The organism is Ruegeria sp. CDSC085 (assembly GCF_059610465.1).
Map to the genome: position 1 here is coordinate 75,070 of NZ_JBXWNR010000004.1, position 15,357 is coordinate 90,426.

General features: G+C 59.5%; 13 protein-coding genes. 8 read left to right on the forward strand and 5 right to left on the reverse strand.

The window, feature by feature from the left end; all coding sequences use genetic code 11:
- Positions 1-57: 57 nt before the first annotated feature.
- Positions 58-1,539, forward strand: coding sequence for an MORN repeat-containing protein (locus tag AC2FJB_RS08280; protein ID WP_496718037.1), 1,482 nt, complete (start codon positions 58-60; stop codon positions 1,537-1,539).
- 4 nt (positions 1,540-1,543) lie between these two features.
- Here the strand turns inward: AC2FJB_RS08280 and AC2FJB_RS08285 are convergent, their stop codons facing one another.
- Positions 1,544-2,209: an SDR family NAD(P)-dependent oxidoreductase gene (locus AC2FJB_RS08285; RefSeq protein WP_496718035.1), complete on the reverse strand. Its 666-nt coding sequence runs from the start codon at positions 2,207-2,209 to the stop codon at positions 1,544-1,546.
- A gap of 289 nt (positions 2,210-2,498) precedes the next feature.
- Between AC2FJB_RS08285 and AC2FJB_RS08290 the strand changes: the two genes are divergently transcribed.
- Positions 2,499-4,067: a 2-isopropylmalate synthase gene (locus tag AC2FJB_RS08290; protein ID WP_496718034.1), complete on the forward strand. Its 1,569-nt coding sequence runs from the start codon at positions 2,499-2,501 to the stop codon at positions 4,065-4,067.
- A 169-nt stretch (positions 4,068-4,236) separates the two neighbouring features.
- On the opposite strand, the gene AC2FJB_RS08295 is transcribed toward AC2FJB_RS08290, so the two are convergent.
- Positions 4,237-5,022 (reverse strand): 23S rRNA (adenine(2030)-N(6))-methyltransferase RlmJ, encoded by a 786-nt coding sequence (locus AC2FJB_RS08295; protein WP_496718033.1) that lies wholly within the window; start codon positions 5,020-5,022, stop codon positions 4,237-4,239.
- 155 nt (positions 5,023-5,177) lie between these two features.
- Between AC2FJB_RS08295 and AC2FJB_RS08300 the strand changes: the two genes are divergently transcribed.
- The 6 genes from AC2FJB_RS08300 to AC2FJB_RS08325 are packed head-to-tail and all read left to right on the forward strand — an operon-like array spanning position 5,178 to position 11,744.
- Entirely contained in the window at positions 5,178-6,224 is a 1,047-nt protein-coding gene (locus AC2FJB_RS08300) for a rod shape-determining protein (RefSeq protein ID WP_039523195.1), read from the forward strand.
- 58 nt (positions 6,225-6,282) lie between these two features.
- The gene (gene mreC, locus AC2FJB_RS08305; protein ID WP_299643591.1) at positions 6,283-7,185 is read left to right on the forward strand and encodes a rod shape-determining protein MreC; all 903 of its coding nucleotides are present in this window, start codon (positions 6,283-6,285) and stop codon (positions 7,183-7,185) included.
- Positions 7,178-7,714, forward strand: a complete 537-nt coding sequence (locus tag AC2FJB_RS08310; protein ID WP_117870226.1) for a rod shape-determining protein MreD — start codon at positions 7,178-7,180, stop codon at positions 7,712-7,714. The genes mreC and AC2FJB_RS08310 overlap by 8 nt, the downstream gene beginning before the upstream one ends.
- Positions 7,711-9,660 (forward strand): penicillin-binding protein 2, encoded by a 1,950-nt coding sequence (gene mrdA, locus AC2FJB_RS08315; protein ID WP_496718031.1) that lies wholly within the window; start codon positions 7,711-7,713, stop codon positions 9,658-9,660. Before AC2FJB_RS08310 ends, mrdA begins: the two co-directional genes overlap by 4 nt.
- Entirely contained in the window at positions 9,657-10,796 is a 1,140-nt protein-coding gene (gene rodA, locus AC2FJB_RS08320; RefSeq protein WP_117870230.1) for a rod shape-determining protein RodA, read from the forward strand. Before mrdA ends, rodA begins: the two co-directional genes overlap by 4 nt.
- A gap of 15 nt (positions 10,797-10,811) precedes the next feature.
- Positions 10,812-11,744 carry a 2-hydroxyacid dehydrogenase gene (locus AC2FJB_RS08325; protein ID WP_496718030.1) on the forward strand — a complete coding sequence of 311 codons (933 nt, stop codon included), beginning with the start codon at positions 10,812-10,814 and terminating at the stop codon, positions 11,742-11,744.
- A gap of 2 nt (positions 11,745-11,746) precedes the next feature.
- Here the strand turns inward: AC2FJB_RS08325 and AC2FJB_RS08330 are convergent, their stop codons facing one another.
- The 3 genes from AC2FJB_RS08330 to dut all read right to left on the reverse strand — a co-directional run bounded on the left by AC2FJB_RS08330 (position 11,747) and on the right by dut (position 15,342).
- Positions 11,747-13,762, reverse strand: coding sequence for a M3 family metallopeptidase (locus AC2FJB_RS08330; RefSeq protein ID WP_496718029.1), 2,016 nt, complete (start codon positions 13,760-13,762; stop codon positions 11,747-11,749).
- A 75-nt stretch (positions 13,763-13,837) separates the two neighbouring features.
- The gene (locus tag AC2FJB_RS08335) at positions 13,838-14,887 is read right to left on the reverse strand and encodes a HesA/MoeB/ThiF family protein (RefSeq protein WP_299899066.1); all 1,050 of its coding nucleotides are present in this window, start codon (positions 14,885-14,887) and stop codon (positions 13,838-13,840) included.
- Positions 14,887-15,342 carry a dUTP diphosphatase gene (gene dut / locus AC2FJB_RS08340; RefSeq protein WP_117870240.1) on the reverse strand — a complete coding sequence of 152 codons (456 nt, stop codon included), beginning with the start codon at positions 15,340-15,342 and terminating at the stop codon, positions 14,887-14,889. Before dut ends, AC2FJB_RS08335 begins: the two co-directional genes overlap by 1 nt.
- Positions 15,343-15,357: the final 15 nt, after the last annotated feature.

Here is a 15,357-nt window from a genome sequence, read left to right on the forward strand (position 1 = left end):
ACCCTAGTTTTGCGCACAGGGATGCAACCAACGATGATCCGGCAGGCAGGACCAAAAATGAACGTGATCCGAAACTCAATTGCAGCTGTGGCCATGAGCCTGGCAGCTGTGACCGCTTTCGCGCAGGACAGTACGGTTATCGTCAAGGATGACGAAGTGGGCGGCGTCTACGAGGGCACCTATGAAAACGGCCTGCGCCACGGGACGGGTACGTATCGGCTGCCCAACGGGTTCGAATACACCGGCCAGTGGGTGGAAGGCGAAATTCAGGGTCAGGGCATCACCAAGTACCCTGATGGATCGGTTTACGAAGGCTCGTTCGCAAAAGGTCAGCCGGAAGGGCGCGGCAAGATCGTCTATGCCAATGGCAGCAGCTATGACGGTGAGTGGTCTGACGGGTCCATCAACGGCACAGGCGTCGCTGAATTTGCCAACGGCTCGAGCTATGAGGGTGAGTTCAAGAATGCACAACGGCACGGCAAGGGCAAACTGACCTTTCCCGACGGATACATTTACGATGGCGATTGGGTGGACGGCCAGCGGCAAGGCAAAGCCACGATCACCTATGCCGATGGCAGCGTCTACGAAGGCGATGTCAACGCCGGCTTGCGCGATGGCACGGGCACCCAGACGATGCCTGACGGAATGATATACGAAGGCGAATGGACGCAGGACCAGATCACCGGGACAGGTCGCCTGACCTATGCCAATGGCGATGTGTATGAAGGTGAGCTTGCGGAAGGACGCCGCCTGGGCAAGGGCAAAGTAACTCACGCGTCAGGGGACGTCTATGAGGGCGACTTTGTCGATGATCGCCGCCATGGCAAGGGCACGTTCACCGGAACCGATGGTTTTGTGTACACCGGCGACTGGAACCAGGGTCAGATAGAAGGCCTGGGTGAGCTGACTTATCCCGACGGCTCGGTTTACGTGGGCGATTTCGTGGCCGACCTGGCGGAAGGAAACGGCCGCATTACCTATCCCGACGGCTCCACCTATGAGGGTGAGTGGATCGCAGGCGTAATCGAAGGTCAGGGTACGGCGACCTATGCCACCGGTATGATCTATAAGGGTCAGTTCAAGAACGCTCAAAGCCACGGCAAGGGTGTGATGACCCGCGCAGACGGTTCGATCTATGACGGGGATTGGTTCAACGGGGTCCGTCAGGGAAAAGGCAAGGCGACCTACTCTGATGGCACGGTATACACCGGAGACTTCATGAACGGAAAACGTCACGGCAAAGGAGAAATCGTGACCCCTGCCGGATTCAAGTATAGTGGCGACTGGTCCGAGGGCAAAATCAACGGCGAAGGCATAGCGACCTACTCGAACGGCGATGTCTATGAGGGCAACTTTGTCGACAACAAGAGACAGGGCAGCGGGACCATGCGTTACGCCAACGGGCAAGAGGAAACCGGAATTTGGGAAAACGGTGTGTTGCCAAATCAAACCCCGGATCAACAGGGCGGCGCTGACACTCCGGCACAGCAGACAGACCCTGATACAGAGGCGGTACAACCAGTTCCATCTGGCGAATGATCACTCACCAGGGAACAGGTTTTCCGGCCCAGTCAAAGAACCCACCGGTATCTGCCGGGCTTAACCCGCCGATCACAGACAACAGATTGCGCGCGCCTTCGCCGGGTTCAACGGCGGGATGCCGGTTCAGATATTTCCGAGTGAACTCTGTCTTGACCGTACCCGGATGCAGCGCAACACATATCGCCTGTTTATGTGTCCGGGCCAATTCAATTGCCGAAGTATGGACGATCTGATTAACCGCTGCTTTGGCCGCGCGGTAGCTGATCCAGCCGCCCATCCGATTGTCGCCGATGGACCCGACCCGCGCGGACAAAACTGCAAATACGGAACGCCGCTGTCGCGGCAACAACTGATGGGCCCGGCTTAGCACCAACGCCGGACCAACGGCATTCAGAGCAAACTGGTCCATCATTGCCCTTGCCGAAACAGATCGAATGGTCTTTTCGGGCGCACTGCCTGAAACTTCCAGCGCCCCGGAAGCGACAAGAACAAGATCGAACGGTCCTGAAAGGCGGTCAAGCATCCGGCTCGCTCGGTCTGGTTCCATCAGATCGAACCCCTCGACAGAGCGCGAGAGGCACGCCACCGCAACGCCCTGTGCCTCCAATTGCTCGCGTACGGCCGCACCAATCCCGCCGGACGCACCAATGATCAAAGCTGTATCCATCTGCGATCAGCTAGCGGCATGGCCGGATCAATCAAGGGAAAAGGAATTTGGAAACACCTACACCGCAACTTGTCGAAAATTGGTTCTTTTCATTCTTGTCGTCGTCTGTATAACCTCAATTCCATGATCAACCGCGCAGATATCCTTTGTGTCGACTCCGCCCTTCGCGGTGTGTCTCTGCGTGGCCTACTGATCCTAATCCGCCTCTGAGCGTGCCATCCGGCGCGCCCGCTCAGAGGAGGACGCCAGCGCGCCAACAGGCTTTAGGACAGACAAGAAAGAGATTCCCATGACCAACGTGACCGACCAAGACCGCGTCTTGATCTTCGATACCACTTTGCGCGACGGCGAGCAGAGCCCCGGCGCGACCATGACCCATGACGAAAAGCTTGAGATTGCCGAACTGCTGGATGACATGGGCGTCGACATCATCGAAGCAGGTTTTCCGATCGCATCAGAAGGTGACTTCAAAGCGGTGTCCGAGATCGCGCAACGATCGAAAAACAGCCGCATCTGCGGACTGGCCCGCGCCAATTTCACCGATATCGATCGTTGCTGGGAGGCGGTCAAACATGCGGAACAGAACCGCATTCACACCTTCATCGGCACCTCTCCGCTGCACCGCGCCATTCCGAACCTGACACAGGACGAGATGGCTGACAAAATCCACGAAACGGTCAGCCACGCGCGCAACCTGTGCGAAAACGTGCAGTGGTCGCCGATGGATGCAACCCGAACCGAATGGGACTACCTGTGTCGCGTGATCGAAATCGCGATCAAGGCCGGGGCGACCACCATCAACATCCCTGACACCGTGGGGTATACTGCGCCGCTGGAATCCGCGGATCTGATCAAACGCCTGATCGAGACGGTTCCGGGCGCAGATGAGGTGATCTTTGCCACCCACTGCCACAACGACCTTGGCATGGCGACAGCGAATTCGCTGGCGGCCGTCATCGGCGGTGCGCGCCAGATCGAATGCACCATCAACGGCTTGGGCGAACGTGCCGGTAACACCGCGTTGGAAGAGGTCGTTATGGCAATGCGCACGCGCAATGACATCATGCCCTTCCACACCGGGATCGACACGACCAAGATCATACATATCTCACGCCGGGTCGCTACGGTGTCGGGCTTCAACGTGCAGTTCAACAAGGCCATTGTCGGCAAGAACGCTTTTGCCCACGAAAGCGGCATCCATCAGGACGGAATGCTCAAAAACCGCGACAATTTCGAGATCATGCGTCCCGAGGATATCGGCCTGTCGGGCACATCCCTGCCACTGGGCAAACACTCAGGGCGCGCGGCACTGCGCGACAAACTTGAGACGCTTGGCTTTGAAGTTGGCGACAATCAACTCAAAGATATCTTTGTGCGTTTCAAGGACCTGGCGGATCGCAAGAAAGAAGTGTTCGACGACGATCTCATTGCGCTGATGACGCTGGATGAGGCGGACGACTATCTGCAACTGGTGTCGATGAAAGTCACCTGCGGCACCGGCGGTCAGGCGGAATCGACAGTCGAGTTGGAAGTCAACGGCAAGGACGTCATCGCAACTGAACATGGTGACGGGCCGGTTGATGCGACCTTCAAGGCGATCCGTGCGATTTATCCCAACACAGCCCGTTTGCAGCTGTATCAGGTTCATGCGGTGACCGAAGGCACCGATGCGCAGGCCACGGTTTCGGTCAGGCTGGAAGAAGATGGCATGATTGCCACGGGTCAGTCGGCGAACACGGATACCGTCGTGGCCTCGGCCAAAGCCTATATCCACGCGCTGAACCGCCTGATCGTGCGCCGGGAAAAGACCGGCCCGGGCGCGGATGCCCGCGAAATCAGCTACAAAGACCTGACCTGATTCAAATAATGGCGCGATAAAGGGCTCCCGCACCTGCGGTTGCCCGACTGCGCCGGACACCTTTGAAGCTTTGAGCCCGGCAGCGCGCTGCCGGGCTCAACATGTTTGACGGCATCTCTGATGCAGGCAAACAAGGCGGGAGTATCGGTTGGAATCCCGTTGGTTGACCTCAGAGACCTTCAAATAGCTGCGACAGACGGAACGTTTCTTCCTCGATGCCGAATGGTGCATTCAGGATGAACATCCCTGATCCTACCATCCGATGCCCCTCGCGCACCGGTGGAAACGTCACCTCATGACAAATGGTCTTAGGGAAGTTTTGCGATTTGAGCGCCGCGATCATTCGGGCATGACGCTTGTCCGTCAGGACCGGGTACCACAGCGCGATCACCCCGACATTCCATTTCCGGTACAGTTTGGCAATCACACTGGGCAGTCTATCGTAATCGGTCTTCACCTCATAGCTTGGGTCAATCAGCAACATTCCCCGTCGAGGCGTCGGAGGCAGCAGGGACTGCGCCAGTTCAAACCCGTCCTGCTGATACACCCTCGCCCCAAACGGCGACATCGCCAAAGAAAGCGCGGCATGTTCCTGAGGGTGCAGCTCTGCAAAATGCAGACTGTCCTGATCCCTCAACAGACTTGCTGCAATCATCGGTGACCCCGGATAGGCCGCGTCACCGTGCCGGGCCTGTACGTTTTCCAGAACCCGGGCCATTGGATGTTCGAGTCCGAACCACCCTTCTCTCTGCGCGCGCACGATCCCAGCCGCCGCCTCGCCTGTCCGCATGGATTCGTCCGCGTCCAACTGGTACAGACCCCGCCCGGAATGCGTTTCGATATAGCTGAGCGGCTTGTCCTTGCGCGTCAAATAATCCAGCACCCACGCCAGTAACGCGTGCTTTTGGACGTCAGCCAGATTCCCGGCATGGTAAATGTGTTGATAAGAGAGCATTTTGCCTTCTAAAGTCCCAATCAATAAGGCGGAAAGGTGCTGATCGTCGCGGAATCAGCCCTTTTACCGGGCGTGATGGCACCCTATAAGTCATCCGTCCCGGAACCGTCGAGTCGCGGGCAGTAGAAAAACCGACATACAGGATCAGGGGAAACATGGGGATCTTTGGCAATCTGGGCGGCCTGTTCACAGCGGACATGGCCATTGACCTTGGAACAGCGAACACGCTGGTTTACGTCAAGGGGCGCGGTGTCATCCTGTCTGAGCCTTCGGTCGTAGCCTATCACGTCAAGGACGGCGTGAAAAAAGTTCTGGCTGTCGGCGAAGATGCCAAGCTGATGCTGGGGCGAACGCCCGGTTCGATCGAAGCCATCCGCCCCATGCGCGAAGGTGTGATTGCTGACTTCGATACCGCCGAGGAAATGATCAAGCACTTCATCCGCAAGGTTCACAAACGCTCGACTTTCTCGAAGCCCAAGATCATTGTCTGCGTCCCCCATGGCGCGACACCCGTTGAAAAACGGGCAATTCGTCAGTCGGTTCTGTCCGCTGGTGCCCGCCGTGCAGGCCTGATCGCCGAACCGATCGCCGCCGCGATTGGCGCGGGCATGCCGATCACCGACCCGACCGGCAACATGGTCGTCGACATCGGCGGTGGCACAACCGAAGTGGCGGTTCTGTCGCTGGGCGACATTGTCTATGCCCGTTCGGTCCGCGTTGGTGGTGACCGCATGGATGAAGCCATTATCTCGTACCTGCGTCGCCAGCAGAACCTGCTGGTCGGTGAATCCACTGCGGAACGCATCAAGACGACAATCGGCACGGCGCGCATGCCCGATGATGGACGCGGCCAGTCGATGCATATCCGAGGTCGTGACCTGCTGAACGGCGTACCGAAGGAAATCGAGATCAGCCAGGCCCAGGTCGCCGAGGCGCTGTCGGAACCCGTCCAGCAGATCTGCGAGGCAGTGATGACTGCGCTCGAGACCACTCCGCCCGATCTGGCCGCCGATATCGTGGACCGGGGCGTCATGCTGACCGGTGGTGGTGCATTGCTGGGCGATCTTGATCTCGCCCTGCGCGAACAGACCGGCCTGGCCGTGTCCATTGCGGACGAAAGCCTGAATTGTGTGGCTTTGGGCACGGGCAAGGCGCTAGAATACGAAAAACAGCTACGCCACGCGATTGACTACGAAAGCTAAGGCACGCACCTTTTAGGGACAGGCTTAATTCGGCACGAGCAGCACGGGAAGGTAACCTGTGGCAAAAGACCGATCACAGCGCGATGACTACACGACCCCTCTGCGCAGATTGTTGCTGGGGATCGTCATTCTGTGCTTGCTGGGCATCTTTCTGGTTTGGCGGATCGACAGCCCGCGCGTCGAGCGGTTCCGCGCCCAGGTGGTGGACACGATCGTGCCCTCGATGGATTGGGCCATGGTGCCCGTGACTGCCGCTGTAAACCTTATCCGCGATTTCCAAAGCTATCAGCGCCTGAGCGAGCAAAACCGCGAGTTGCGTAGCGAACTGCGCCTGATGCGTGCCTGGAAAGAGGCCGCACTGCAGTTGGAGCAGGAAAATGCACGGCTGCTGGATCTGAACAATGTCCGCCTCGACCCGCGCCTGACATACATCACGGGCGTCGTGATGGCCGACAGCGGCTCCCCCTTCCGACAGTCCGTCCTGTTGAATGTGGGGGAGCGCGACGGGATCGTCGATGGATGGGCCACGATGGATGGCATCGGACTGGTAGGCCGGATTTCCGGCGTCGGGCCGGATACGGCACGGGTGATCCTGGTAACGGACGCCACCAGTGCCATCCCGGCAACGATCCAGCCTTCTGGTCAGACCGCACTGATCAAAGGAGATAACACCCCGGCCCCAGTGGTCGAGTTCCTGGAAAACCGCGAGCTGGTCCGTCCCGGTGATCGGGTGATCACATCCGGCGACGGTGGAGTGTTTCCGGCAGGTCTGCTAATCGGCCAGATCGCCGCGGATCCGGGCGGCCGCCTGCGCGTTCGCCTTTCGGCGGATTTTGAACGGCTCGAATTTCTTCGTGTTCTGCGCTTCCATTCGCCCCCCCCAATTCAGGATCCGGGTGGGATCGTCGGGCCAACGCGACCCGAAACTGCGCTTGTACCGGATGAGGTAAGTGATGGATAGGCCGGCCTCATACAGCTGGGCCATGCGCGGCCTTTACGCTGCGCTGTCCTTTGTCGTGCTGTTCCTGCATTTGCTGCCGCTTGATGCGCAACCGGATCGCTGGCCCTTTCCCGATGTGCTGATTGCGCTGACCTTTGCCTGGGTGTTGCGGCGCCCCGATTATGTGCCCACCCTTCTGGTTGCGTTTGTCATGCTGATGGCGGACCTTTTGCTGCAACGCCCGCCCGGCCTTCTGGCCGCCTTGGTGGTGTTTGGCGCAGCCTATCTGCGCGCCGCCGCTCCGGGTATGAAGGACACGGGATTTGTCGGAGAATGGATGTCGGTCGGTGTGGTGATTGCCATGGTGTTTTTGATGAACCGAGTCGTTTTGTCGATCTTGTCGGTGCAGCAGGCCGCTTTGTGGCCAGTGGTGATTCAACTTGTGCTGACAATCGCCTTCTACCCGGTCATCGTGCTGCTGACCCAAAGCGTATTTGGTGTCCACCGCTTGTCTGCGGCGGATGCCGGAGCCGTGGGAGGCAGGGCATGAAGCAACGCAAACCCAAGTCGCAGGGCCTTGCCTATAAACGCCTGCCACGCAGAGCGCTGGTGCTGGGCGGTTTGCAGGCGGCTTTTATCGGCGGGCTGGCTGCACGAATGCGTTTCATGCAGGTGGATCAGGCCGACGAATATCGCCTGCTGGCTGAAGAAAACCGCATCAACATTCGCCTGATCCCACCGACCCGTGGACGAATCTATGACCGCAACGGGCAGATCATCGGTCAGAACTCACCATCCTATCGCATCGTCATCGTGCGTGAGGATGCGGGAGACGTCGACAAAGTGATTGCCAAATTGTCAGAACTCATCCCGCTGAACGATGATGAGATCGAGCGCGCCCGGACCGAAATGCGTCGATCAGCCCCGTTCCTGCCAGTGACACTGGCAGATCAGGTCACTTGGGAAGACATCTCGAAAGTCGCGGTCAATGCCCCGGCCCTGCCGGGTGTGACGCCCGAGGTCGGCCTGACGCGACAATACCCACGCTATGAGGATTTTGCCCATATCGTCGGCTATGTCGGCCCGGTCAGCGACTATGATCTCAGCAAGCTTGAAGACCCCGAGCCGGTTTTGCGAATTCCCCGGTTCCAGATCGGCAAGGTCGGGCTGGAGGCAAAACAGGAAATTGCGCTGCGGGGTAAAGCCGGTGCAAAGCGCGTCGAAGTCAATGCTACAGGGCGCGTCATGCGCGAGCTGGACCGGCAGGAAGGTCAGCCGGGTGCCGACTTGCAATTGGCGATCGATGCCGACCTGCAACAATATGCGCAAGCGCGGCTGGCAGGTGAAAGCGCTGCCGCAATTGTTCTGGATTGCGAAACCGGGGATCTGCGCGCTGTCAGCTCTACACCCAGTTTCGATCCAAATCTGTTTGTGCGCGGAATCTCGGTCGCTGATTATCGGGCGTTGACGCAGGACAAGTATCGCCCCCTGGCCAACAAGTCCGTGCAAGGCACTTATCCCCCGGGGTCGACGTTCAAGATGGTCACTGCATTGGCCGCGCTGGAGGCTGGCGTGATAGGCCCCGGCAACACAGTGTATTGCCCCGGGCACCTGAAGGTCGGCAGCCGCCGGTTCCACTGCTGGAAGCGCGGCGGGCATGGCACGGTCGATCTGAACCTGTCGCTGAAACGCAGCTGCGACGTTTACTATTATGACGTGGCTTTGCGGGTGGGCATCGACAGGATATCCGAGATGGCCCGCACGCTGGGTCTGGGGGCCAAACACGATATTCCGATGTCGGCGGTCGCCGCGGGGCTCGCCCCCAATCAGGAATGGAAGCAGCGGACACACGGTCAGGATTGGCTGGTGGGCGACACGGCCAACGCGTCCATCGGGCAAGGGTTCATGCTGGCCTCGCCGCTGCAACTGGCCGTAATGACCGCCCGCATCGCCACCGGCCGATCCGTGACACCGCGCCTTGTGCGCTCGATCGACGGTGTCGAACAGCCCTCAGGTGCAGGGGGGCCGCTGGGCATCAACGCGTACAATCTGGAACAGGTTCGTAACGCCATGTTCTCGGTCTCGAATGATCGGCGAGGGACGGCCTATCGCAGCCGCATCATCGCGGATGAGTTCCGCATGTCCGGCAAAACCGGCACCAGTCAGGTTCGAAACATCACCAAGGCCGAACGCGCTGCGGGTGTGATCAGCAACAAGGACCTGCCATGGGAACGTCGCGACCACGCCTTGTTCGTCTGTTTCGCCCCCTATGACAATCCGAAATACGCGGTTGCCGTGGTCGTTGAACATGGCGGCGGGGGGTCCAAGGCGGCGGCACCGGTGGCCCGCGATATCATGCTTCAGGCGCTCTATAACGGCACTCCGCCGCTTGAGGCTTATCCTGTTGCCGACCGCGAGCGTATCAAGGAACAGCAAAAACGGCTCGAGGGCGATCGTCGCCCCAAAGCGCGCCCCGACGGAAAGGACCGCGCATGAGCTACCTTGAATATGCCGTGAAATCCACGCCGTCGGGGTTTCGGAAGTTCCTGTACATGAACTGGCCGCTGACCCTGCTGCTGATCAGCACCGCCAGCGCTGGGTTCCTGATGCTGTATTCGGTCGCAGGCGGTTCGTGGACGCCCTGGGCCGAGCCCCAGATGGAGCGTTTTGGGCTTGGCCTGACCGCGATGTTCATCATTGCTCTGGTTCCGATCTGGTTCTGGCGCAACATGTCCGTTCTGGCCTATCTCGGTTCGGTCGCCTTGTTGGTGTTCGTGGAATTGTTCGGCACCATCGGCATGGGTGCACAGCGCTGGATCGACCTTGGGTTCATGCGCCTTCAGCCCTCAGAGGTCATGAAGGTGGCACTGGTCATGGTTCTGGCGGCGTATTACGACTGGCTGCCATCGCACAAGACGTCCCGCCCTCTTTGGGTCTTTATCCCCGTGGCCTTGATTGTCCTGCCCACTCTACTTGTTCTGAAGCAACCGGATCTCGGCACGTCGATCCTGCTGTTGGCCGCCGGTGGAGGGCTGATGTTTCTTGCGGGTGTCCACTGGGCGTATTTTGCAGCCGTCATTGCAGCCGTCGTGGGCCTGATCGCCGCCGTGTTCAACAGTCGCGGGACCGAATGGCAGTTGCTCAAGGATTATCAGTTCCGCCGTATCGACACGTTTCTCGACCCCTCTACCGATCCTCTGGGTGCCGGGTATCACATCACGCAATCCAAGATTGCCCTTGGCTCGGGGGGCTGGAACGGGCGCGGTTTCATGCAGGGTACACAATCCCGGCTGAACTTCTTGCCCGAGAAACACACCGATTTCATCTTCACCACGCTCGCCGAGGAGTTCGGCTTTGTCGGGGGCATCACGCTCTTGGTTCTCTACGCCCTGATCCTTGTGTTCTGCATAGCGACCGCGCTGGCCTCCAAGGATCGGTTCTCCTCCCTGGTCACATTGGGCATCGCGCTGAACTTTTTCTTATTCTTTGCCGTCAATATGTCGATGGTGATGGGCATGGCACCGGTCGTGGGCGTCCCTCTGCCAATGGTCAGCTATGGCGGTTCGGCCATGCTGGTGCTGATGGCCGCGTTCGGCATCGTCCAAAGCGCTCATATCCATCGTCCCCGCTGATCTGAAAGGCCCCAGATGCCCGTAAACGTTCTGTTTTCCGCGCGCCCTGCCCTCTGGCCCGTGTATGAACCGCTGCTCACTCAATACCTTGCAGAAGCTGGCGTCCAGGCGGAGATCAGTACGGAATTTGAACCGGATCAGGTTGATTACGTAGTCTACGCTCCGAATGGCGGGCTATTGGATTTTTCGCCCTTTACGCGCCTGAAGGCGGTTCTGAGCCTCTGGGCCGGGGTTGAAAAGATCGCGGACAATGACACGCTGAGCGTCCCCTTGGCACGGATGGTGGATCACGGGCTGACGCAGGGTATGACCGAATGGGTGGTGGGCCATGTGCTGCGCTATCATCTGGGAATGGATCGCCACATCACCATCCAGGATGGCGTCTGGGTCCCGGATGCCCCACCTTTGGCACAAGAGCGCAACGTGTGCATTCTGGGCCTCGGCGCATTGGGCGAAGCCGCGGCCCGCGCCCTGGCCTTACTGAATTTCACGGTCACTGGCTGGAGCCGCACCGCCAAGGACATCCCCGGCGTGACCTGCCTGCACGGTCCTGACGGGCTGCGTGATGCACTTTCTCAGGCCGAGATACTGGTTCTGCTGCTGCCTGATACCGCTGCCACTGAAAACGCGTTGAATGCAAAAACGCTGGCCTTGCTACCCAAAGGCGCGCGGATCATCAACCCGGGCCGCGGGCCCCTGATCGATGACGAAGCGCTGCTGGATGCCTTGAACTCGGGTCAGATCGGTCATGCGACGCTGGATGTGTTCCGGGTCGAGCCCTTGCCCCCCGATCACCCTTATTGGGCACATCCGAACGTGACTGTGACCCCTCATATCGCGTCCGAGACCCGCCCGGCCACAGCCGCGCAGGTCATTTGCGAAAACATCCGACGTGGCGAAGCCGGAGAGCCCTATGTGCACCTGGTAGATCGCGCGTTGGGCTACTGATTTCAGGTCGCGATCAGACCGCGGCCTTTCAACAGGGCGTCAACCCCCGGCAATCTTCCCCGGAATGCCAGATACAGGTCTTCTGCCTCGCGCGAACCGCCAGTGGAAAGGATGTTGTCCTCCAACGCTTTGGCGCGTTCCGGGTCAAAGGCACCACCTGCCTCTTCAAAGGCGGCAAAGGCGTCGGCATCCATCACCTCGGACCACATATAGCTGTAATAGCCCGAGCTGTAGCCGTCGCCCGCGAACACATGAGCGAAATGCGGAGTGGCGTGGCGCATACCAATGGCCTTCGGCATCCCCAACCTGGCCAGAACTTCCGACTGTTTTGCCATCGGATCTGCCGGTGCCTCGTCATCGTGGAAGGCCAGATCAACGAGGGCCGAGGCGACATATTCCACCGTCTGGAAACCCTGATCGAAATTGGCCGCGTTCAGAACCTTCCGTAGCATTTCCTGCGGCATCGGCTCGCCCGTTTCCGCATGGGTCGCAAATTCGGCAAGGACCTCTGGCACTTCCAGCCAGTGTTCGTAAAGCTGGCTGGGCAATTCGACGAAATCGCGCGCAACCGAAGTGCCCGAGATGCTTTCATATGTCACGTTGGACAGCATCTGGTGTAGGGCATGGCCGAATTCATGAAACAGGGTCCGCGCGTCATCATAGGACAGCAAGGCGGGATCCCCCTTGGCGAAGTTGCAGACATTGATGACAACCGGTGTCTGCTTCTTTGGGAATTTGGCCTGCGCCCTCATCGCGCTGCACCAGGCACCTGACCGCTTGGACCCTCGTGCAAAGTAGTCTCCGATAAATACGGCAATATGCTGCCCGTCGCGGGTAACTTCCCAAGCCCGGCAATCCGGGTGATAGAGGGGTACGTCCAACGGATTGAATTCCAGCCCGAAAAGCCGGTTGGCGCAGGCAAACGAAGCCTCGATCATGCGATCAAGCTGCAGATAGGGTTTCAACGCGGCCTCATCCAGATCGTGTTCCGCCTTGCGCCGCTTTTCAGCATAATACCGCCAATCCCAAGCTTCCAGCGGGCCATTGATGCCGTCTTCCTGCATCATCTGCGTCAGAACATCCGCGTCGGCGTCTGCACGGGACTTGGCCGGTTCCCATACCTGCATCAACAGCTCACGCACCCGATCCGGCGTGCTTGCCATCTCGGTTTCCAGCTTGTATTCGGCGAACGTGTCATAGCCCAGAAGCTTGGCGCGCTCTTCGCGCAAGGCCAGGATCTCGGCCGCGATGTCACGGTTATCGGTCTCTCCCCCATTGGCACCGCGTGCGGCCCAGGCGCGATAGGCTTTTTCGCGCAGGTCCCGGCGGGGCGAGAATTGCAGGAATGGCACAATCAGCGACCGTGACAAGGTGACCACTGGCCCCTGTGCCTTCTTCTCCTGCCCCGCGGCACGCGCCGCGTCCACGACGAAATTCGGCAAGCCGTCCAGATCCTCTTCGGTCAGGTCCATGTACCAGTCCCGCTCATCCGCCAGCAGGTTCTGGGTAAACGACGTGCCCAGCGACGCGAGGCGCGACTTGATCTCTTGCATACGGGCGTCTTCGTCCCCTTCCAAGGCCGCGCCGGCACGCACAAAGCCTCGGTGGGTCAACATCAGCACGCGCGCCTGTTCCTCGGTCAGGTCAAGATCATCGCGCAGTGCCCATAGGTCGGCAACACGCTTGAACAGCGACTTGTTTGAAGAAATGCTCGAAAAATGCGCTGAAAGCTTGGGGGAAAACTCTCGTTGCAGTTCTTCCCGCTTTGGGTTGCTGTCTGCGCCCGCAATCGTGAAGAAGACCGACAGGACCTTGTCCAGTTGCTCGCCCGCGGCCTCGAGCGCCTCGATCGTGTTGGCGAATGTGGGGGTATCCGGATTTGCTGCTATCGCGTCAATCTCGGCGTTATGCTCTTTCATCGCCTGCTCCAGTGCGGGCGAGAAATCATCATCCGAGATATCGGAAAAAGGGGCGATTTCAAACGGTGTGGTCCAATTGGACAGGATCGGGTTGGTCATGCGGATCTCCTTTGATCCCATAGCTATGTCGCCATGGCCGGGTGTTCCAGAACACCCAACCCATGTGAAGAAAGGTTAATCGTTTGTCATGCCACAAACAGGGCAATCGTCCCGGCGGGTCAGAGCAATCTTGCGGCTTTCACCGTACAGCGCGTCATAGATCAGCATCTCGCCGCGCAGCGCCATGCCGGCGCTCGTTATCACCTTGATCGCCTCGACCACCATCATCGACCCAACCACGCCCGGCAGCGGGCCGATCACTCCGGCCTCGGAACAGGACGGGGCCAGGCCGGGGGCCGGTGCCTCTGGGAAGATACACTGATAGCAGGGGCTGCCGTTGGCCGGGTCAAACACACTCAGTTGACCTTCCCACTGTGACAAAGCCCCCGATATCAGCGGTTTGCCCAGCGCGACGGCGGTTCGGTTGGCCAGATAACGGGTCTCAAAATTGTCGGTTCCGTCAAGGATCAGATCGAAATCTGCAAACAGATCGGTCGCGATTTCCTCGCTCAAACGGCGATGATAGGGCAGAACCACCACGTTCGGGTTCTGCGCCTCCATCGCCTGCTGGGCCGAAAAGACCTTGGGCATTTCAATGTCCGCATCGCGGTGAATGACCTGTCGTTGCAGGTTGGCATTCTCGACGACGTCATCGTCGATGATACCAATCGTGCCGACACCTGCTGCCGCCAGATATTGCAGCGCAGGTGCGCCCAGACCACCAGCGCCGATCACCAGAACGCGGGCTTTCTTAAGCTTTTTCTGGCCGGGCCCACCCAGTTCGCGCAACACGATATGGCGGGCATAGCGGTCCAGCTCAGTCTCGGTAAATCGGTCGGAGGGCATGTCAGGCTCCGGGTCTGCAACTGAAGCTGCGCGGTTGCGCAGGGTTTTCAGCACTCTGCCATACAGCAAAGCCAGCGCCGCGAAACCCACAAGGATCAGCCACAGCGCCGCAGACCCGCCGGTTGCTTCGCGAAGAGGGTGCCCATCCGGCAAGATCAGATGAGACAGTATGACCCCCGCCAACAACACGCTCACGGAAACCACCCGCGCTTTTTTCGACGTGCCCGCGAAATAACCGACACCCCAAAGCCCCGCGGCCAGGATGAAAACCAGCAGCATCAGCCGCGCCCAGTCGAGCCGAAACCGCCAGCCCCACGATCGGTTTCGCCCAGCGTCTGAGCCAGTTCAAACGTGGCCTGCACCACCGGCGCGACCACAAGCTGCGCGATACGATCTCCGTGGGCGATCTCGAACCGTTCCTGGCCCGCATTCATCACGATCACGCCCAACGGCCCACGATAGTCGCTGTCGATGGTGCCCGGCGTGTTGGGCAGTGTAATCCCATGTTTCAACGCAAGGCCCGAGCGGGGCCGAACCTGAACCTCATACCCGCGCGGGATTTCAATGCGCAGGCCGGTTGGCACCAGCGCCCGCTGGCCGGGCTCCAACGCTATCGGCGCGCCGCCGGGCAGATTGGCACGCACATCCGCCCCGGCCGCCCCCGAGGTTTCATAAGAGGGAAGTGCCACGGCGGGGTCTGCCCCGTCTTCGCGGATCACTCGGATTGCAACCATGCTCTTGCCTTTCCT

Coding starts and splice junctions, on each gene's coding strand:
- AC2FJB_RS08310 (WP_117870226.1), top strand. CDS start 7,178: ATGGATAGGCCGGCCTCATACAGCTGGGCCATGCGCGGCCTTTACGCT.
- AC2FJB_RS08325 (WP_496718030.1), top strand. CDS start 10,812: ATGCCCGTAAACGTTCTGTTTTCCGCGCGCCCTGCCCTCTGGCCCGTG.
- rodA (WP_117870230.1), top strand. CDS start 9,657: ATGAGCTACCTTGAATATGCCGTGAAATCCACGCCGTCGGGGTTTCGG.
- mrdA (WP_496718031.1), top strand. CDS start 7,711: ATGAAGCAACGCAAACCCAAGTCGCAGGGCCTTGCCTATAAACGCCTG.
- AC2FJB_RS08280 (WP_496718037.1), top strand. CDS start 58: ATGAACGTGATCCGAAACTCAATTGCAGCTGTGGCCATGAGCCTGGCA.
- AC2FJB_RS08290 (WP_496718034.1), top strand. CDS start 2,499: ATGACCAACGTGACCGACCAAGACCGCGTCTTGATCTTCGATACCACT.
- AC2FJB_RS08295 (WP_496718033.1), bottom strand. CDS start 5,022: ATGCTCTCTTATCAACACATTTACCATGCCGGGAATCTGGCTGACGTC.
- AC2FJB_RS08335 (WP_299899066.1), bottom strand. CDS start 14,887: ATGCTGCTGGTTTTCATCCTGGCCGCGGGGCTTTGGGGTGTCGGTTAT.
- AC2FJB_RS08330 (WP_496718029.1), bottom strand. CDS start 13,762: ATGACCAACCCGATCCTGTCCAATTGGACCACACCGTTTGAAATCGCC.
- AC2FJB_RS08285 (WP_496718035.1), bottom strand. CDS start 2,209: ATGGATACAGCTTTGATCATTGGTGCGTCCGGCGGGATTGGTGCGGCC.
- dut (WP_117870240.1), bottom strand. CDS start 15,342: ATGGTTGCAATCCGAGTGATCCGCGAAGACGGGGCAGACCCCGCCGTG.
- AC2FJB_RS08300 (WP_039523195.1), top strand. CDS start 5,178: ATGGGGATCTTTGGCAATCTGGGCGGCCTGTTCACAGCGGACATGGCC.